This is a genomic window from Lysobacter sp. Root76 (genome assembly GCF_001428685.1).
Lineage (GTDB): Bacteria > Pseudomonadota > Gammaproteobacteria > Xanthomonadales > Xanthomonadaceae > Lysobacter.
Window position 1 is genome coordinate 406,028 of the sequence record NZ_LMIK01000006.1, and the last position, 16,864, is coordinate 422,891.

22 protein-coding genes are annotated in these 16,864 nt (G+C 63.2%); 7 read left to right on the top strand and 15 right to left on the bottom strand.

Annotation, left to right across the window (positions count from 1 at the left end):
- Positions 1-133 precede the first annotated feature (133 nt).
- Positions 134-1,261 carry a DNA topoisomerase IB gene (locus ASE10_RS13785; RefSeq protein WP_082559824.1) on the top strand — a complete coding sequence of 376 codons (1,128 nt, stop codon included), beginning with the start codon at positions 134-136 and terminating at the stop codon, positions 1,259-1,261.
- A gap of 91 nt (positions 1,262-1,352) precedes the next feature.
- A complete protein-coding gene (locus ASE10_RS13790; protein ID WP_056305406.1) occupies positions 1,353-2,804 on the top strand; it encodes an Hsp70 family protein in 1,452 nt (483 codons plus the stop codon).
- 503 nt (positions 2,805-3,307) lie between these two features.
- Here ASE10_RS13790 and ASE10_RS20260 read toward each other — a convergent pair.
- The 14 genes from ASE10_RS20260 to ASE10_RS13855 form a co-directional block, all read right to left on the bottom strand.
- Positions 3,308-4,114: a hypothetical protein gene (locus tag ASE10_RS20260; RefSeq protein ID WP_157480926.1), complete on the bottom strand. Its 807-nt coding sequence runs from the start codon at positions 4,112-4,114 to the stop codon at positions 3,308-3,310.
- 111 nt (positions 4,115-4,225) lie between these two features.
- Positions 4,226-4,660, bottom strand: a complete 435-nt coding sequence (locus tag ASE10_RS13800) for a hypothetical protein (RefSeq protein WP_056305410.1) — start codon at positions 4,658-4,660, stop codon at positions 4,226-4,228.
- A gap of 581 nt (positions 4,661-5,241) precedes the next feature.
- Positions 5,242-6,600 carry a zonular occludens toxin domain-containing protein gene (locus tag ASE10_RS13805; protein WP_056305412.1) on the bottom strand — a complete coding sequence of 453 codons (1,359 nt, stop codon included), beginning with the start codon at positions 6,598-6,600 and terminating at the stop codon, positions 5,242-5,244.
- A gap of 4 nt (positions 6,601-6,604) precedes the next feature.
- Positions 6,605-6,919 carry a hypothetical protein gene (locus ASE10_RS13810; protein ID WP_056305414.1) on the bottom strand — a complete coding sequence of 105 codons (315 nt, stop codon included), beginning with the start codon at positions 6,917-6,919 and terminating at the stop codon, positions 6,605-6,607.
- Positions 6,920-6,929: 10 nt separating this feature from the next.
- On the bottom strand, positions 6,930-8,183 hold the full coding sequence (locus ASE10_RS13815; RefSeq protein WP_056305416.1) for a hypothetical protein: 1,254 nt from the start codon (positions 8,181-8,183) through the stop codon (positions 6,930-6,932).
- Between the two features lie 135 nt (positions 8,184-8,318).
- Positions 8,319-8,453, bottom strand: a complete 135-nt coding sequence (locus tag ASE10_RS13820) for a hypothetical protein (protein WP_056305418.1) — start codon at positions 8,451-8,453, stop codon at positions 8,319-8,321.
- 40 nt (positions 8,454-8,493) lie between these two features.
- Entirely contained in the window at positions 8,494-8,751 is a 258-nt protein-coding gene (locus ASE10_RS13825) for a hypothetical protein (RefSeq protein WP_056305420.1), read from the bottom strand.
- Between the two features lie 5 nt (positions 8,752-8,756).
- Entirely contained in the window at positions 8,757-9,059 is a 303-nt protein-coding gene (locus tag ASE10_RS13830; protein ID WP_056305422.1) for a single-stranded DNA-binding protein, read from the bottom strand.
- On the bottom strand, positions 9,047-10,468 hold the full coding sequence (locus tag ASE10_RS13835; protein ID WP_157480927.1) for a replication initiation factor domain-containing protein: 1,422 nt from the start codon (positions 10,466-10,468) through the stop codon (positions 9,047-9,049). Before ASE10_RS13835 ends, ASE10_RS13830 begins: the two co-directional genes overlap by 13 nt.
- Positions 10,465-10,686: a hypothetical protein gene (locus tag ASE10_RS13840; protein ID WP_056305425.1), complete on the bottom strand. Its 222-nt coding sequence runs from the start codon at positions 10,684-10,686 to the stop codon at positions 10,465-10,467. The genes ASE10_RS13835 and ASE10_RS13840 overlap by 4 nt, the downstream gene beginning before the upstream one ends.
- The gene (locus ASE10_RS13845; RefSeq protein ID WP_056305427.1) at positions 10,683-10,979 is read right to left on the bottom strand and encodes a hypothetical protein; all 297 of its coding nucleotides are present in this window, start codon (positions 10,977-10,979) and stop codon (positions 10,683-10,685) included. The genes ASE10_RS13840 and ASE10_RS13845 overlap by 4 nt, the downstream gene beginning before the upstream one ends.
- A complete protein-coding gene (locus tag ASE10_RS20265; protein ID WP_157480928.1) occupies positions 10,976-11,134 on the bottom strand; it encodes a hypothetical protein in 159 nt (52 codons plus the stop codon). Before ASE10_RS20265 ends, ASE10_RS13845 begins: the two co-directional genes overlap by 4 nt.
- Complete coding sequence (locus ASE10_RS13850) at positions 11,134-11,358, bottom strand: hypothetical protein (RefSeq protein WP_056305429.1); 225 nt, start codon at positions 11,356-11,358, stop codon at positions 11,134-11,136. Before ASE10_RS13850 ends, ASE10_RS20265 begins: the two co-directional genes overlap by 1 nt.
- Positions 11,352-11,558, bottom strand: a complete 207-nt coding sequence (locus ASE10_RS13855) for a hypothetical protein (RefSeq protein ID WP_056305431.1) — start codon at positions 11,556-11,558, stop codon at positions 11,352-11,354. The genes ASE10_RS13850 and ASE10_RS13855 overlap by 7 nt, the downstream gene beginning before the upstream one ends.
- A gap of 158 nt (positions 11,559-11,716) precedes the next feature.
- On the opposite strand from ASE10_RS13855, the gene ASE10_RS13860 reads away from it, so the two are divergent.
- The 3 genes from ASE10_RS13860 (at position 11,717) to ASE10_RS20270 (ending at position 13,939) form a co-directional block, all read left to right on the top strand.
- Positions 11,717-12,178, top strand: a complete 462-nt coding sequence (locus ASE10_RS13860) for a DUF3693 domain-containing protein (protein WP_056305433.1) — start codon at positions 11,717-11,719, stop codon at positions 12,176-12,178.
- Between the two features lie 265 nt (positions 12,179-12,443).
- Complete coding sequence (locus ASE10_RS13865; protein ID WP_157480929.1) at positions 12,444-13,277, top strand: DUF6216 family protein; 834 nt, start codon at positions 12,444-12,446, stop codon at positions 13,275-13,277.
- A gap of 413 nt (positions 13,278-13,690) precedes the next feature.
- Complete coding sequence (locus ASE10_RS20270) at positions 13,691-13,939, top strand: hypothetical protein (protein ID WP_157480931.1); 249 nt, start codon at positions 13,691-13,693, stop codon at positions 13,937-13,939.
- A 16-nt stretch (positions 13,940-13,955) separates the two neighbouring features.
- Here ASE10_RS20270 and ASE10_RS13870 read toward each other — a convergent pair whose 3' ends face one another.
- Positions 13,956-14,909 (bottom strand): DNA-binding protein, encoded by a 954-nt coding sequence (locus ASE10_RS13870; RefSeq protein WP_055906859.1) that lies wholly within the window; start codon positions 14,907-14,909, stop codon positions 13,956-13,958.
- 102 nt (positions 14,910-15,011) lie between these two features.
- On the opposite strand from ASE10_RS13870, the gene ASE10_RS13875 reads away from it, so the two are divergent.
- Entirely contained in the window at positions 15,012-16,097 is a 1,086-nt protein-coding gene (locus ASE10_RS13875; protein ID WP_055906862.1) for a site-specific integrase, read from the top strand.
- A gap of 90 nt (positions 16,098-16,187) precedes the next feature.
- Positions 16,188-16,862 (top strand): helix-turn-helix transcriptional regulator, encoded by a 675-nt coding sequence (locus tag ASE10_RS13880; RefSeq protein WP_055906865.1) that lies wholly within the window; start codon positions 16,188-16,190, stop codon positions 16,860-16,862.
- Positions 16,863-16,864 lie beyond the last annotated feature (2 nt).

The window sequence follows — 16,864 nt, forward strand, 5'->3', positions numbered from 1 at the left end:
CGTCAAAATTGCGTGTAAGCCACGGCGCTGGAGTCTGAACCATGGTTCAGGCTCCAGCCCGGTTGGAGGCGGCTCGGGCGTCGATTCGGCTGCGTTGACGCGTCGACGACGCCCCTGTCCTTATCTGTCGGGCATGAGAAGGCTAGCGCGGACAACCGATTCGCCGGCGACCGCTCCCAGCCCCGGATCTTTGCGCGATGCGGCCGCGGCCGGCCTGCGCTACGTCAGCGACAGCGATCCGGGCATCGCGCGCCTGCGCTCGGGGCGGGGTTTCCGCTATCGCGATGCACAGGGCCGGGCCGTGCGCGATGCCGCCACGCTGGAGCGCATCCGCGCGCTCGCGGTGCCGCCGGCCTACACCGACGTGTGGATCTGCGCTCATCCCTACGGTCATCTGCAGGCGACCGGGCGCGACGCCCGCGGCCGCAAGCAGTACCGCTACCACACCGCCTGGCGGCATGCGCGCAACCACGGCAAGTTCGATCGCATCGTCGACTTCGGCGCGGCGCTGCCGCGACTGCGCAGGCGCCTGCGTGCCGACTTGAAGCAGGGCGGCCTCCCGCGCAGCAAAGTGCTGGCGATCGTCGTGGCCTTGATGTCCGAGACCTTGCTGCGCGTGGGTAACGACGCCTATGCGCGCAGCAACGGTACGTTCGGCCTGACCACGCTGCGCAATCGCCACCTGGACTTCCTGCGCGAGGGGCGTGCACGGCTGCATTTCCGCGGCAAAGGCGGCCAGCAGCACGACATCGCGATCGACGACGCCGCGCTGGTGCGGCAACTCCGGCGCTGCCAGCAACTGCCGGGCCAGCTCCTGTTCCAGTACCGCGACGACAACGGCGCGATACAGCCGGTGGACTCGGACACCATCAATGCCTACTTGCGCGAGGCCATGGACGGCGAGTTCAGCGCCAAGGATTTCCGCACGTGGGGCGGCACGCTGGCAGCCTTCAAACGTTTGGCCCTGTTGCCGTTGCCCGAGGGTAGGGCAGGTCGAGCGCCCAGCGAACGCGCCCTGGCTCAGGTCGAGAAAACCGTGGTGGGCGAGGTCGCGCAACTGCTGCGCAACACACCGGCGGTCTGCCGCAAGTCCTACATCGACCCGGCGGTGTTTTCGGGTTGGCGCGAGCAGGCCCTGGCGCGCTACGCCGCCCAGGCACGCGGCGAGCGTCAATGGGAGCAGGCCACGCTGCGATTCCTGAAGCGCATGCACGGCCGCAGGCCCAAGACCGGACGCGCGGGCAGTGCGGCGGCTTCCTAGTGCCGAGCTCGCGCGGGCACGCGCGTCGCTGTGTCCACTGCAGAGCGATTCACGGCAAAATGGCGGGCCGGATTTAGCGAACAAGGCATCCATGCGGATCGGAATCGACTTCGGAACCAGCTACTCGGCCGCCGGCGCGGTCGTCGCCGAAGCGGATCAGCTGCAGCTGATCCGCTTCGGCGACGACCGGCAGTTCCGCACGACCGTGTTCTTCCCGCTGCGGATGCCCGACATCGCCCAGTTCGAGCTGACCGAGCAGTTGCACGAGCAGGTGAGGGCGCTGGTCGCCGGCGCGAAGCGCGACCAGAGCCAGGAACTGGCGCGCGTGCAGCGCCTGCGCGAAGAAGCCATGCAGCGACCGGCGCACCTGCGCGCCGATGCCCTGGCTCTGGTGCCGACGGTACGCAAGCAGTCGGACCACGAAATGCAGCGTGCCGCCGTGGTTGCGGTACGCCGTCAGTGGGCGGCCGACGAGGTCCGCAAGGCGATGGAAGCGGGCGCGGACGTGCAGAACGCGCTGTACGGCGACGAAGCGATCGAGGCTTACATGGCCAGCGGCACCGGCCACCTGGTGGTTTCGCCCAAGTCCATGCTGGGCTACAGACTCGAAGGCGGTGCCCGCGAGGCGCTGCTGCGGATCTCCACACAGCTCCTGCGCCACATCCGCACGACCGCATCCGCGCAGTTGGGCACCGAAGTGCGCCAAGCGGTCATGGGACGGCCGGTGCGCTTCCGCAGCAGCATGAAGGAGGCGGGCGGCGTGCAGGCCTTGGAGATACTCACCGACGCCGCGCACGCCGCCGGTTTCGATGCCGTCGAATTCCTCGAAGAGCCGGCGGCGGCCGCCTACGGCTATCACCGCGGCCAGGCCGCAGCCAGTCGAACGCTGATCCTGGATATCGGCGGCGGCACCACGGACATCGCGCTCGCCGATGTCGGCGGGACGGCGCCGGCGCCTGTCATCCACGGTTCCTGGGGCGAGCCCGTCGGCGGTACCGACGTCGACATCGAGCTCAGCATGCGCGGGGTTATGGCGCTGTTCGGCAAGGGCGTCACGCCGACCGCGGTGCATCGCTATTACGAGGCATCGACCGTCCACGACCTGGAGCGGCAGAACAACTTCCGCCAGGCGTCGTTCAAGAACGTGGAAGCGCCTTACGGCCCGCGCCTGGAGCGACTGCAGCTGCCTGGGCACACGGTGCGCCTGAACCGCGCCGTCGAGCGGGCCAAGATCGGCCTGAGCGACCAGGGCCGGGTCGGATTCGAGCTCGACTACATCGAGGACGGCCTGCGAGCGCGCCTAGACAAGGAGCGGCTGCAGGACGCGGCCAGCCCGTTCCTGCGTCATCTGGGCGAACTCATGCAGCGCGCCAAGGCGGATCTGCCCAATCAGCCCGACAGTGTCTATCTCACCGGCGGCATGTCGCGTTCGCCTTACGTGCCGGCAGCCGCGAAGGAGGTATTCCCGGACGCCAGAATCGTCACCGGCGACGCGTCGCTGGGCGTGGTGACGGGATTGGCGCACGCGGCCGCGGCCGGTTGAGGCCGGCTGAATTTCCACGGATCTGCCCGCAAGGCATTGTTTTTGTGGATGTCTCCGAGGTGAGGGGTGTCGACAGGGCTTAATCCGCCATCGTGCCCGCTCCATACGTGGCATTTACATAATATGCATTATGCGAAGTTATATGCAGGGTTCACGCGTGGCTTCGCGCGGCGTTTAGGAAGGCTCTGGCGCGATGGATCGCCGCATGGAGGCTGAATGATGCGCCCGCCCTGTTGGCCTGACGGCAAGCCGTGCCCAAACGCATGCGCACACCAGCACTACCAGCGCACGGTCTACAACCACACGCCGCTCTACGGGCCGTGGGATCGCTGGCGCATGGCTGGGGGCCGACTGGTCTCGCCGCACGGCGACTGGATCGGCCCCGGCTTGCTGGATCGCTGGATGTGGCGGCAGATGCGGATGTTTGAGATCTAGCCACAACCAACAATTGCTTGTTTCAACTACAGGAGAAAGAAGAAGGCCCGCCAACTCGGCGGGCCTTCTCATTCGGCGTCGAGAGAAACTGGTTTTTTTACCCAAGCCTCATCAATGAGCCTTAAGATTTCTGCGGCGTCTTGCACCGCCTTGCGGTCCTCTCCCTGGCCACACAGCATGGAGTCGATCTCTTCAAGCAGCCGCGCCTCTAGCGCCTGAATAACATACTGATGCGACTTAGAGCCGTACTTATCCACGAACTCAGAAAAGTTCGGCAGCACAGCTTTCAACACATTGTCGACGCTGGTTGACTTGGCAAAAATTTCAAGGTCGAGACGGTTCTTGAGCGCTTGAATTGTCAGAACACCATGAACACATACCGCGTGGTAAGCAGAAAAAATCGCCCAGACCATTGGCGTCACGAACGGCCTGGCCTGCGCACCACTCGTGTTAGAAACCATCTGAAAATCAACTTCAGAGTCAATGGCGTTGAGAAACATATCGAGCCCAGGTCGTTGGGCGTGAAGTTTAGAGATCTCATGAACGTCCATGGCGCCCAGCGTATGAACTACGGTACGCATTGGGTTCAACGCGATTACAGCAGACCACAATTGGTCTACGGCTTCCAACCGCCTCCTATCAAGCGCCGAAGATCTTCCCATCATCCCGGCTAGGGCACTCGCGCGGACAGCATCAATCTCAACCTGCTTGGAATTAAGATCGGCTCGAAGACGTTCCAGTTTTTCATTAAACTCGTTTTCGACCGATGCTTTCAGACGCGTGAGCAACAGATTTCTTACGAGCCACAGCAGACCCGCTAGAAGGCTGGCCGCGCCCACGGATGTCACGAGAAACGATTGGATTTCCGCAGCCATTCTATGTATCCCGACTAAACATCGATGTCGCCCTAGCCGCCGCCGACGGGTAGCTTTTAGCAGCACTTCTTCAGGCAAGTTCAGCTGCGTTGCTGGCTCACCCGCTCCGCGTCAACGCTTTCTATCGCCTTCCTGTCGATCCGCAAAAAGAACGTCACTGACAACGAGATCAGACTTACTCGACCAAAGGTCTCGCCGCATAGCCAGCGCAGCCGTTAGAAACCCTTCCCTACTCGGCTGTTCAACGAAAGCTTTTACGCTCAGCAATACGGGCTTTGCCGCATACAAGATCATTTCGTGGTACTCGGCCTTTAGGTACTCGATTACGTCCGGGGCTGAATGGATATCTGTTTGGCGGCTTGAGAGGTACTTGATGTTCTTCGGGTGAAAATAGACATCCATGTACAGCAAGCACGACTTGTATCTGCGCTCTTTGTTCTCAAGCGCTTTGAACTCAAGCTCCTTTCGTCTTGCCTGAGAATTCGAAATGACGCTACCGATTCCGGCAACGCTAAGTACGCCGAACATAATTTCGATATAGGTCATGTGTGTTGCCCACTGTGATGAGGTGCTATCGCCCGATGCAGCTGGCTTTCTTCGTTACTTGCAGGCATCGAACACCTGATCGTTGTACCAGCGGCGAACGTCAATACTTGCGTTCCGCCCGTGGTCACTGTCGAGGTAAGCAGATCGCCGCTGCCGCGCTAGCTCGCACTCGCTGCCACCCGAACGTGTGATGGTGGCGCCCTGCGCGGGCGGTCTGGATCGACCATCGGTGCCGGCGATACGCGACAGATACCCCGGATCGACGCTAGGCGCAGGGGCCGGCCGGGCATTGGCCTCAGCCGTTCCAGGCCACGTCTCCCACGTCTTGACGTGACGTTGGCCTTGCTCGCAGGGGTCCGACTGATACGTGACCTCTTTGCCGCGAACACACTTGTGTATCTGCTGCGCCTGAGCGCCTTGAGCGTACAGGCACGCGATCAGTGCCAGCCCCATGCAACTGCGTGTCGTCATAGCACCCCCCAGTGCTTCCTTGACTACTGCTGACGCTGACGCCACGGCTCAAATTGGCGGTCCATCCACCGGGCGAAAAGCGCGTGTATCCAGTCCATGGCCGGATCGTACTACCCCCGTTCGTCACGGTCACCCATCGAGACACCCTCGCCCCCTGCCCCGACCCCGTTGGCGTTGGGTCCGACCCCGATATCCCCGTAGCCCGTTTGTTGGCCGGCCTGAATAATCGCGCCAGGAACGCTAGCTGTGGTCGAGGCGGACCGCGAGGCTCCCTCGCTTACGCTCGGGAGGCTCGCGCCCGCTTCCCTGATGCGAGCGGCCTGCGTGGTGGACTGACTGAAAATCGGCTCCAAGAGCGGCCATGCGGTGAATATGAGCGACCGATCCTGAAACGTCGCCAGAACGCCGTAGGGCTCGCGCGTGACGTTCCAGCCCAGGGCCCGCAGCTGATCGCTGGTCAGCCGCTCTAGCGCCTGTCCTTGCGGCGTACGCCACTCCAATATATGCCGCTGCCCGATGGTCCCCGCGTAGCGCGGGCGAGCCGATTTAGCCATTTCCAGCAACATGCGCACGCCGGCCGGGTACTTGGCGAACTCGTCCACCTTGGGCCGGTCCTGCACACCGGCCGTGCCGTTGCTTTGCGATACCCGCCGCGGCGCATGACCAGGCGTCGTAACAGGCTCGTCGTCGGTTTTCGCCGGCACCGCATACTCCGGCGCGTTCGGGTCCTCTTCCCCAACAATCGTGCCGTTGCCAGCGAAGAACGACCAAATGCCACCGATCGCCAGCACGACCAGCACGGCCATACCAATCGCCGGCATCTTGATCACCTGCCAGACGGTCTTAGAGCCCGCCGTGTACGCGCCCGTGTTCTTGGCTTCGGCCTGGAACCCTTTGTACAGCGGGTAGACCTCCGCGTCGTAGTCGTGCGTTTCGCTGCTGATCTTCTCAAACTTGCCCATCGTGTCGCCGACGCTGTAGAACCGCACCGCATAGCGATCCTCGCGACCCAGGGCGTTGAGCTTGGTGAAAACGCTCTTACGCTCGATGCGCTGCCGAATCGAGCTATGCAGGCGCCCTAGCGCCTGCGTCATCACAACGATATCCAACCCAATGTGACCGTGCTTCGCGAAGAAAGCTTCTTGCTCCTTTGCGAGCGCCTGGCGACCGGAGACGTAGAACTCGTGCACCTCGTCAATCACGATGAGCGAGTCGGGCTTGACGTTGAACTTAGGCGGGTCGTCTCCGAACGCAGTGAACAGCGGCACGACTTCATCGGGACCGACCAGCGTCAGCAGCTCACGCACGCGGGTTTCGGGCAGCTGCAGATACACAGCGATCTTTTCGTGATCCAGGCCGTTCAACCTGGCGTAGACATGCCGACCACCCTTGATCGCCGGCAGAATGTGCGTTTTGACGGCGTCGTAGCTTTTGCCGGCACGCGGCGGACCTTCGTTGCAGATCAACATGCGATCACCACTGGAACAGAGTGACGAGCTTCCGCACCATGCGGTAAGCGTAGGCGGCGCCGATCATCCCGAGGCCCTCGCCGATCTTGAATGTGTCCATGGCCCACCCGACCGTCGGGCCAGCCGCTGCCAGCAGCGAACACATCGAGTACTGCGTAATGAAATCCGGCAAGCTGATCTGATCCAGAACGTACAGATAGACGCCCGCGACCTGCTTCATCCAAATCATGAACAGGTCCGTGAAGAAGCCCTCAATGGCCTCCCACAGCGCTTCGATCATTCCCGCAAGCCAGTCGGTAAATTTCTGTAACCAACCCATAGTGATTTCCTCAGTAAACCGCGATGCGGAACGCGGCAAACGCCGCCATTGCCAGGACAACGTAAGCGCCGTACGCAAGCAGGTCGGAGACCATGCCGGTGCAAAGCGCGTCGAAGGTCTGCACGCCCATCCACTCGCCGCCGTCGTAGGTCCACACCGGACACGCGCCGCCGAACGTGCAATTGCCGAAGAACTGGTACAGCTGTTCGCCCAACTGCGTCGTCTTAGCGGCGTTCATGTAGGTATCGAGCGCCTCGCTGGGCGTCAACGGCTCGCCGTCGTATAGCTCCCCTACCCCCTCGCCCGCGTCGCCAGGCTTGTCGCCTTCGTCGTCGTCATCTTCTTCACCAGGGCCGGGTTTGCCTGGGTTGTCCGATCCATCATTGGGATTGCCACTGCCAGGCGTCGTGTTGGGCGTGCCGGCGTTGTTGCTGGTGTTCGTGTTCGTGGTCGTGTTGTTAGTGATGTTCGTAATGCTGCTGGTGCCGCCGGGTTGCCAGTTCTCGCCGGGGCGTGGCTGCGGACCCGCGGGCGGCGGCGTGCCAGGTGTAGGCGCCGGCGCGGTGATGTTGACGTTCTCGGTGCGATCCGGGTTCGTCGCATTGAGCGCTTCGTTGGGCTTGCCGCAAAAGGTTCGACCGCCCTTCGCACTGGTCACACACTGCCGCCCCTTCGAGTCGAGGCAAATCTTGTGACCGCCCTCCGTGAAGAAACAGAAATTATCCTTCGGCGGCTCGGGCCGCGGTGCTTCGGGTGGACACACGCCACCGGTAGGCGTGTAGCTGCCGCGGTTCTGGAATAGCTGATTTCCGTTGTCAATATCGACGCGGAGTTTCGTAGTCGCCTGGCTCACGTTGAGCGTGTACTCGCATCCACGCTGGCACTTGTTCGATATCGCTTGCGGATTGTAGAACCCGGCATCAGTCGGCGTGCGTTGCGTGCACGTTTGGCCCACGTCGTAGCTAAAGTTGTCGGCATCCCGGCGCTGCCCGTTTGGATGCGTGTAGCGCAACGTGTAAATGCCAGCAGTCGCGTCCACCGAGTGTTCGCACGCCCAAGCGGTGTAGCTCGGCTCACTGGCTTTCCAGTTGACCATCTCTTTCATGCACGCGGTGTACGCCGTTCCCTGGTCAACGGAATGACTGCCGGCGTGGGCCTTGCCCAAGCCGCACCAAGCAAGCACCGCCGCGACGATCACGTAGGCGATGCGGCGGGCCGTGGCGTGCGCCAGCGCACGCGCGAAGAAGTTAGCGGCGTGCTTCATTGCGAAGCCTCGTTGTAGCCGAGGGAGCCCGCGTGCGCTGCGAGCGCGCCGAGCATTCCGAGGAAGATGCAGACGAGCATATGGCCTCCAAAGAGAGAGGGCCGGGAGTGATCCCGGCCCTGCCCTGGTTCTCGATCAGCGGAAGAACGTCGCGACCTTGTTGGTCGCCCAGCGGGCGAAGCCGGGCGCGGCCTTGATCGCGCCAGCACCGATGATGGCCGTGACCGCACCGGCCGAAGCCAGACCCACGAGGATGTCGCTGAAGTCCATTGTGTTGCTCCTATCATGTTGGTTGTGATGCGACTGGCGGCTAGTCGCGTTCGGTTGAAACCGCCTTAACGACGGAGCCCACGAGCGATCCCGCGACGTTGCACACGAGAACGAACCCGAAGGCTCCGACGAGCCAGGACGCAGCGATTTCCGGTTCCGGCCAGGTGAACAGGTCGGACAGGAAACTCATCTGCGCGTGTTCGGTGCTGCTGACCAGTACGTAGCCCGCGCACTCGCTCACCGGTTGCCCGGTGCTGGTCAGAGTGCCGTCGGCATTGAGAACTACGCACTCGGCCACGGCGGTTAGCCCTTAGCCGCGACGGCGGCCGGACGCTCGGGGATGAACGCCAAGCGACGGCCATCGATGCTCAGGCGGCCGAAGTCGCCGATGGTCAGCGCGGGCATGAGGTCGAACGTGTACAGGCCCGGCTTGAGCGCGTTGCGCGCGTCGTCGTGGTTGATGTTCATTTCCTTCGGGAACTTCGACCCGAGGTAGACCCACACCTTCTGTTCGTGGATTTCGTACGGCTTGCCCTTCGCGGACACGCCGCCACGCGAATCGATGAAGTCGGATTCGACTTCGGCTTTGACGATCAGCTTGTCCATGGTTTTTCCCTTTGCTCAGCCGAGAGATATGCGGTAGTGCGCGCAATCGGCTTGTGCTTGCGCGCCCCGAGTAGTGCATCGCCCAACATGCCGGCGAGTTCGGCGCGTGAATCACCGAGCTTGCGCAGGCGCCTGGGCACCTTTTCGTTACGGATCAGATCGGCCGTCATCGACGCGCCGACGGAGTCGCTCAACATCGACAGCGCAGCGCCACACGTCACGGTCAGCCACTCGACCACCTTCGCGACCGCGATATCGGCCTCTTCCTGCTGCGCCTCGCGCTGTGCGCGCATGGCGGCGACGCCACTGCCGTCGACGGGCAGGAATTCCAGATCGGGGTACTGCGTGAGCAGAACGCCAGGGCTTCGTAGGTGATCCAGGCTGAGCCCGAACTCCGCGCCGCGATACTCAATTTCGTAGCGCGTCCACGGCGACTCGGGATTGCCCAGCTGCTGGCCCTTGCTGTAGATGCGAAGCAAGCGGCCGGTGCGGTTTCCGAGGTAAAACGTGCACCCTGCCCCGGTCTCGCCGTCGTCAATGAACTGCACCTTCTTGGAACGCTGGCCACGCACCGGAGTAAAGCCACCGTGCAGGAAATTTTCATAGGCGCCACGCGGCGATCCATAGCGACCGGTGAAATCGTCCCATGCCGCATCGATTCGACCGATGCTGTGTTCGATGCCGCTCAACGCGTCAGCGAGCGCCGGCATATTGATGCGCGCGCACGCCTGTCCGGTCAGATCGATGTGCACTGTCTCGGCGTTGCCGCCAACAGCGATGTGGCCGCACTTCTCGCCGTGGTGAGTGAGAATCTTGAGGTGATCGGTGTAGCCGTTGATCCCGCGACCGGTAAGCTCACCGAACACCAACCCAGGCGCGACGCTTTGCAGCATCGTCCTGGCGATCACCGCCATGCCACGATCCAGGCGCGAGCCGGTCATGCGCTCCATCGGGATACGACCGGTGCAGTCGAGCTTTTCCAGCACGGCCACCGACGCGGCGCGCTCGCGCTCGGTGATGTCCCATCCACCCAGCGACGCATCGAACAGCACCGCCCTCAGATCATCCAAGCCATCCGGCTCGGGGCGCTGCCGGCGAACACGGGTTAGCACCCGGCGCAGGCCCTTGAGCGTCAAGCTCAGGTAATCCACAAAAGCGGGTAGATCACCGCCTTCGGCGAGGGTTTCGCAGGGCAGAATCCTCCCCGTGTTACTACACGGGGAGCGCTGCGCGCCGTGGACGGCGACGGCGGCCGCGTACGACGCGGCAGCGGCGTCCGGCACGCCCAGGCGCTCGCCGTCGGAGATATACCCCCCCATCGGGATGGGGGGTATTTCCTCGCACCCTGGCCGAACCGGCAGGAACGCGATGCACGATGCAGGCGGCACCTTGGCGCGGCGGCGGCTCAATGCAGTTCCCCGACGTTGGCGAGACCGCCCGCACGCTCGGCGTGCAGCAGCAGGTAGCGAGCGATCGATGCCTGCAGCACCGCTTGATCGGCGGCGCGGAACTCGGGGCCGTAGGCTTCACCACGGAAGTACAGCTGCGCGACCAACTCGCGGCCTTCTTGGTAGACCGAGAACTCCCACGCGGAGCCGTCGCAACGGTAGCGACGGAAGGCGGTCACAGCGCGCACCCACAGTCACCGCAGAAGCCCTCTTCCTCATCGCGCTCGGTAAGCTCGGCCTCGCACTCGGGACATTCGCCGTCGTCGTCGTAGTCGCTCCACTCGCCACCGCACTTCGGGCAGTAGCCGTTCTGGATGCCGTGGAGCAAAGCATCATCATCGGGCTGATAGCCGCAGTGTTCGCACTCGACCTCGATTTCGGCCGCTTCGCCGCAACGCGGGCAGTCGCCGCCGATATGCTCGGCGGTCAGCGGATATGCGCAGTACGGGCAGTCGCAGAGGCTTTCGCTCATGAGTTCGACCTCAGGAAGCGATGCGCGCCGGTGAGCGCCAAGTGCAGGCCGAACAACATGAAGGCGAACCACGTCACCACGTCGAAGGCGTCATCGTTCGGTGGCGACGCCATCAAGACTCCGATGCAGACCAAGCCGGCGATGAGGCGTCCCATCACGCGACCTCGCGGTCAGAGCGGTTTGCAGGGTGAAGCTGGGTGGAGCGGTCATCGTGGGCTGCGCCCACACCCGCCGCATGCCTCAGCTGGGCTTGCATCAACAACTCGGCTTCGCGCTCTTTCGTGCCGGTCAACGCGGACCACGCGCGCATGAGCGCGCCGCCGAACCCGATGACTAGATACGCGCCGAGCCAGATAACGAAAACGGCGAAGGTCAGCATGCATCACCCCGCAGGGCGAGCTTTTCGAGCATGCGGCACTCGCCGGCCTGGACGCGGCGATACAGCGCGTACGTACGCAGCTGCATCGCACGCTCCGCTTGCTCAGCGTGATCGGCCTCAAGGTCGAACCTGTCGGCGGCGTCCAGATGCAGGTCTATGGCATCGGCATGAAGCGCGGCGCGGTCGAAATCGACTTTCATCCCCTACCCCTTCCCCTTGCGGCCGGGGACTTCGGCGGCGGGTGGAGGGGAGCCCCCTACCGCCGGGGCCTGTCCCCGGCGGGTCGGCCCTTGTCAGGAACTGCCTGACAAAAAGCCTTGTAAAGTAGTATCTGACACCCTGTCAAGAGATTTCTGACATGAGCGCCACAACACGCCTGCTGGACGCCTGGAAAAAGGCAAAAAACATCGACTCCGACAACGCCGCAGCGATCACGCTCGGCCTAACACGTAGCGCCGTGAGCGAATGGCGCCTCAACGGCGTACAGGGCCGCGCGGGCGTGATCGCGCGCATGGCCAAAGACCTCAGCGAGGATGAAGCGGCGTGGCTGGCGCTGATCGAGTCGGAGCGCGCCCGTACAGACGCAGACCGGAAAGCCTGGGCCGCAGTGGCGCGCAGGCTGGGGGCGGTGGCGGCAGCGCTAGTGCTTGCCATCGCCCTGATGATGCCCGTCGGTGCACAGGCCGCGCAGACCGCGAAGGCGAACCTGAACGACAGCACCCACTATGCATTATGCGAAGTATTGCGCGAGGTTCACGCAAGGCTCCGCACGGCGTTTAGGAAGGCTCTACCTCTCCGACGTAATTACTCCCCCCTTTGACCGGGTACCCGCTGTTTCGCGGGCCTCCTCCCAGATATCCGATTTAGGTCAACGAGCCGAGCGTCTCCGTGCCAAATATCTGAATTAGGTCAAACCGGCCGCCCGCGCTGTCGCCATCGATCGCGGACCTCGCTTCCCATTTACGCTGGCTGCCTTCGCCTGACTGCTTGCCTCGAAATGCGGGCTCCTGTTCCATTGGGCAATTGCTCGAACTAAAGACTCCTTCTTGGGCCTCGTGATCGACAACCTCATGGACGGACCTTCGATGCAACTGACCACCATCACCTCGCTGCTCGGCAACATCAGTGTCGTCGTCGCATTGGCCTTCATAGCCACCGCGCTGTGGGTCTGGGCCCGAACGCGCTCGACGCACGTGCTGGTCTATCGCCTGTGGCGCTGGTTTACCGACCGCCAGGAAGTGACTAACGCGCGCATCAAGGAGTTCTTGGACGATCAGAACAGCTTGATGTCGTTTCGCTTCATGTCGGGACTGCATGCGCAAACAACCACGCATGCCCAGACACTCATTCGCACGATCGAGCGCCACGCATTAGACGTTTCCGACATCCGACTGGCTGGGGCTTACATCAGCGTGGAGTCAACAGGATTCCGCGTCGCAAAGCTGCCCAAGCCGGTGTGGCAGACCGCCAAGCGGGCACTGATGACCGTGCTGCTGTCCGCGGCCATCCTGGCCTTCTTGGGGACCGCGGTGGACACGGCCCTGTTGCGGTTCAAGAGCAGTGGCACTTGGTTTGCCTTGACAGCGGATTCCGCCCGACGCCTGGAATTCAGTGCGCTGCCGTTGCGTCCAGAAGACTGCCAGGCAGCGTTGTCGGAGAAAACCGGGTTCAGTACGCTAGAACGACAGCAGATCTGCGAGGCTTGGCGAGCGCCTACTACCAACGCGTTCCTAACCGAAACTGTTTCTACGCAACGACTGAGTTTCCTGCTGTTGGCGGGGCTGCTTCTGTTCTTGGCATGGCACCCGTTTAGTTCTTTGCGTCGATCCTTGGCCGCCGGACGCGTAGCCGCACAGTTGGCAAAACGCGATCGACAGCCGGCCCTCGAGCTAGCCGAGCAAACAAGCGCCGCCGATTAGCCCGACTTTTGGGGCGTCTGCCCTGCGAATTGCACTAGAGGTCGTTCTTCGGAGGGTTGATCGCTCCTTCGAAGGCCCAACGCAAGGCCTCGGCGTCGACCATAGCGTGGTGGCGCAGTACCCTCGCCTGCGGTCGATTCTTGAAGTAGGCTTCGACGCGCATCAGCACGTCGCCGAGGCGACCATCATGGATGTCCGCCCGGAAAAATTTGATGCACTCAGCCGGGACTTCATGCGCAACTCGCGGGGACAATCCCGTACAGATCCCGTGCATTCGGGACATAGTCGCGCAGATTCTGCCAGTGGGACCGCGAACTCCGCGAAGCTCAGCTTGGTATGGCACACACGTGAACCTCGGCTACAGCGAAGACTCTGTACTCACACTCAAGCCTCATCGTGGATACCATGACCGTATGAGCGACGACACAGTATTTATTGGCTATAGCGGCGGTCTCTTCGCCACGGTCATGGGCGGCAAAGAAATCTGGAGTGCTCGAACTCCGCAGGAATTAATTGCGAAGCTTGATGCCGACGGCATTGCACGGTCTCGACTGGAACTGATCGAAATCGATCGTCTTAGCTGTCCGGATCACGCGCTAAACCCGAAGGATGCCGAAGCTTTCCGGACGATTCTTGGTGAAACAAAGAAGAAGGATGGCTAGACCGGGGCTTGAAAAATTAGCTCTCGACTGAAGATTTAGTGTGCTTGCGCGGCACACGAACGGTCCGATTGCCACTGGATTTCTGCGGTTTCGGCTGGGTATCGCTCCCGCGCATCACCGCTTCCAAGGCCGCAGGTAGATCCTGAAGTTTGGCCAATTGCTTCTCAAGCACATCGGCCCGAGCACGCTCGATGCCGGCGCTCCGGCCAGCCTCATCGGCCGTAGCCTTCGCTTGTTCGGCGGTCTGCAGGAGCGCTTTCTCGCTAGCTGCATGCGCCTTAACCATTGCCGCAACGCGAGCCTGCAGCTCCTTGGCCTCCTGGCGAGCTCGGTCAACTTCTGCGTGAGCGCGATCCTCAACCATCCGGATATGCTGCCTCAGATTTTCCCGCTCGATGGTGGACGACTCCTGCAACTCCTGGAGACGGGCGTCGGCCGCCTTGCGTACAGCATCGGCGTCAGCAACCTGTGCGAGAGCGGTATCCCGTTGCCTGGATGCTTCCTGGAATTGTCCCTCAAGCTGCTTGACGAGGCGTTGGAGCTCCGTCGCCTGGGTTAAGGCCAACCGCTCGGCGTGGGCAGCCGCTTCAACCTTGTCACGCAATGCGCCGGCTTCGCTGGCGAACTCCTGATGCGCTCGGTGCACCGCGTCCTGCTCAGCCTGAAAGGCAGCGCGATCCGCAGAAAGTGCCTCCAAGACAACTGCTCGAGCGTGTTCAAGCGCCATCGCCCACCACTCTCCTGCCAGGACGGTGATCGCTTCTGGCGCCTCCCGGACTGCGAGCCGCCGTTCCTGGGCTTGAAGTCGTTCGCCTAGTCCTTGCCACCAGGTTTCCAGCCAGCGCGTGACCGTGTTTGGCGACCCGGTGCCCAAGTGGGCACGAATGCGCTCAACGGTCGGCCGTTCGCCGGCCGCGACCAAGGCGTCGGCCGCGATGTGGACGTCGGATTCGCTGATACCTCGGGCCATGGAAGTGCTCCTACACGGGCGCCCTGCTCTGCTGATTTATACTCACGATAAGTGATGATTATCGTGGGTATAAGCTCTATTTCGTAGTATACACTACATAATATGAAAGATAATTCCACAAATCTTGCCCTCGCCCAAGCCGCGAACAGCCTGGTGCTGCCCGCCCAGTTGGCCCAGCAGGCGGCCGAGGCGGTACGGGAACTCTTGGCCGAAGCCGCCGCGGCCAACACCACCCGCAGCTACGCCAGCGCGCTACGCTACTGGGCGGGTTGGCATGCCGCACGCTACGGGGTCGACCTGATGCTGCCAGTGCCTGACGCCGTCGTCCTGCAGTTCGTGGTCGACCATGTGGTCCGGCGTAACGCCGACGGCGAGCTGACGTGGGAACTGCCACCGGAGGTTGACCAAGCCCTGGTGGCCGCCGGCCTGAAGGCCAAACCCGGTCCTTGGACTTTATCCACGGTCCGGCACCGGGTTGCGGTGTTGTCCACCGCGCACCGACTCAAGCAGCAGCCCAATCCCTGCGAGCAGCCAGCTATCCGCACCGTGCTCAGCCGTGCGGCCCGTGCTTCTGTCAAACGCGGCGAGCGACCACGCAAAAAGACCGCGATCACCTTGGCCGAGCTGGAAGCGATGCTGGCCACCTGCGACGACAGCCTGGAAGGACTGCGCGACCGTGCCCTGCTCTGCTTCGGATTCGGCAGCGGCGGACGCCGGCGCAGCGAGATCGCCGCCGCCGATATGCGTGACCTGCGGCGGATCGGCGCGCAGGGTTACCTCTACCGGCTCGAGCACAGCAAAACCCAGCAGGCCGGTGTCACCGCGTCCTCGACCCCGGACAAGCCGGTGCTTGATCGGGCCGCGTTGGCGCTGGAGGACTGGCTGACTGCGGCGGGAATCACCGATGGGGCCATCTTCCGGCGGCTGTGGAAGCAGCGCGTGGGCCCTGCCCTATCGCCGGCGGCCGTGGGCGAGATCGTGCAGCGGCGCGCCCGGCTGGCCGGGTTGGAGGGGGATTTTGGCGGACACAGCCTGCGCTCGGGGTTCGTCACCGAGGCGAGCCGTCAGGGCGTGTCGCTGCCGGCGATCATGCAGCTGACCGAGCACCGGGCGGTGTCGAGCGTCGTGGGGTATTTCCAAGCCGGCAATGCGCCGAACAACCCGGCGTCCCGGCTACTGGATAATTGACCCGTGTCGGGCGCCTGTCGGGCTGCTGTCGTGTTGCCGGGTCCTGCGCCTTCCTAGTCTGGGATCCCTACCCCACCGGAGTGACGCCCCATGACCACCGCGACCCCGCCCCGCCTGCTGACCACAGCCGAAGTCGGCGCCTGCATCCGCCAGTTCCGCGAGCTGCGCCATTGGTCGCAAGAGCAACTGGCCGAGATCTCGGGCTTGAACGTGCGCACCGTCCAGCGGGTCGAACAGGGCGACTCGGCCAGCTTCGACACCCGTCGCGCCCTGGCCCGCGCCTTCGACCTCAACGACATCGATGCGCTAAACAAACCCTTCTCGCTGCCCACGACCGAGGAACTGCAGGCGGCGCAAGCGCAGTTCGAGCGCGACCACATCACCCTGGCGGTGGCGCCGCTGACCACGGGCCGTCAGCTGGCCAGCCTCATCGCCTCGTGCGAGATGGACCTGTCCGAGCCAGCCTTCGAGCTGCCGCGCGAGGCGGCGGCCGAGTTCGCTGCGCTGATCGACTACTACCGTGAGTACCGCGACTGCCACGACCTGTACTCGGAAACCGACAAGCTCGACATCTACGCCGAGCTGCAGCAGCACATCGACGCGCTGCGGGTATTGGGAGTGTCGCTGTGCCACGGCCAGCGCAAGGTCGCCATCCGGATGGGCTCGGGCGCGCCGATGGACGCCACCGTCCTGTACGTCGTGGCATTCCACCTCGGCCACGAGCCGACCGAGATTGCGACCCCTAAGGCGGCGCGCATCGGCTAAGT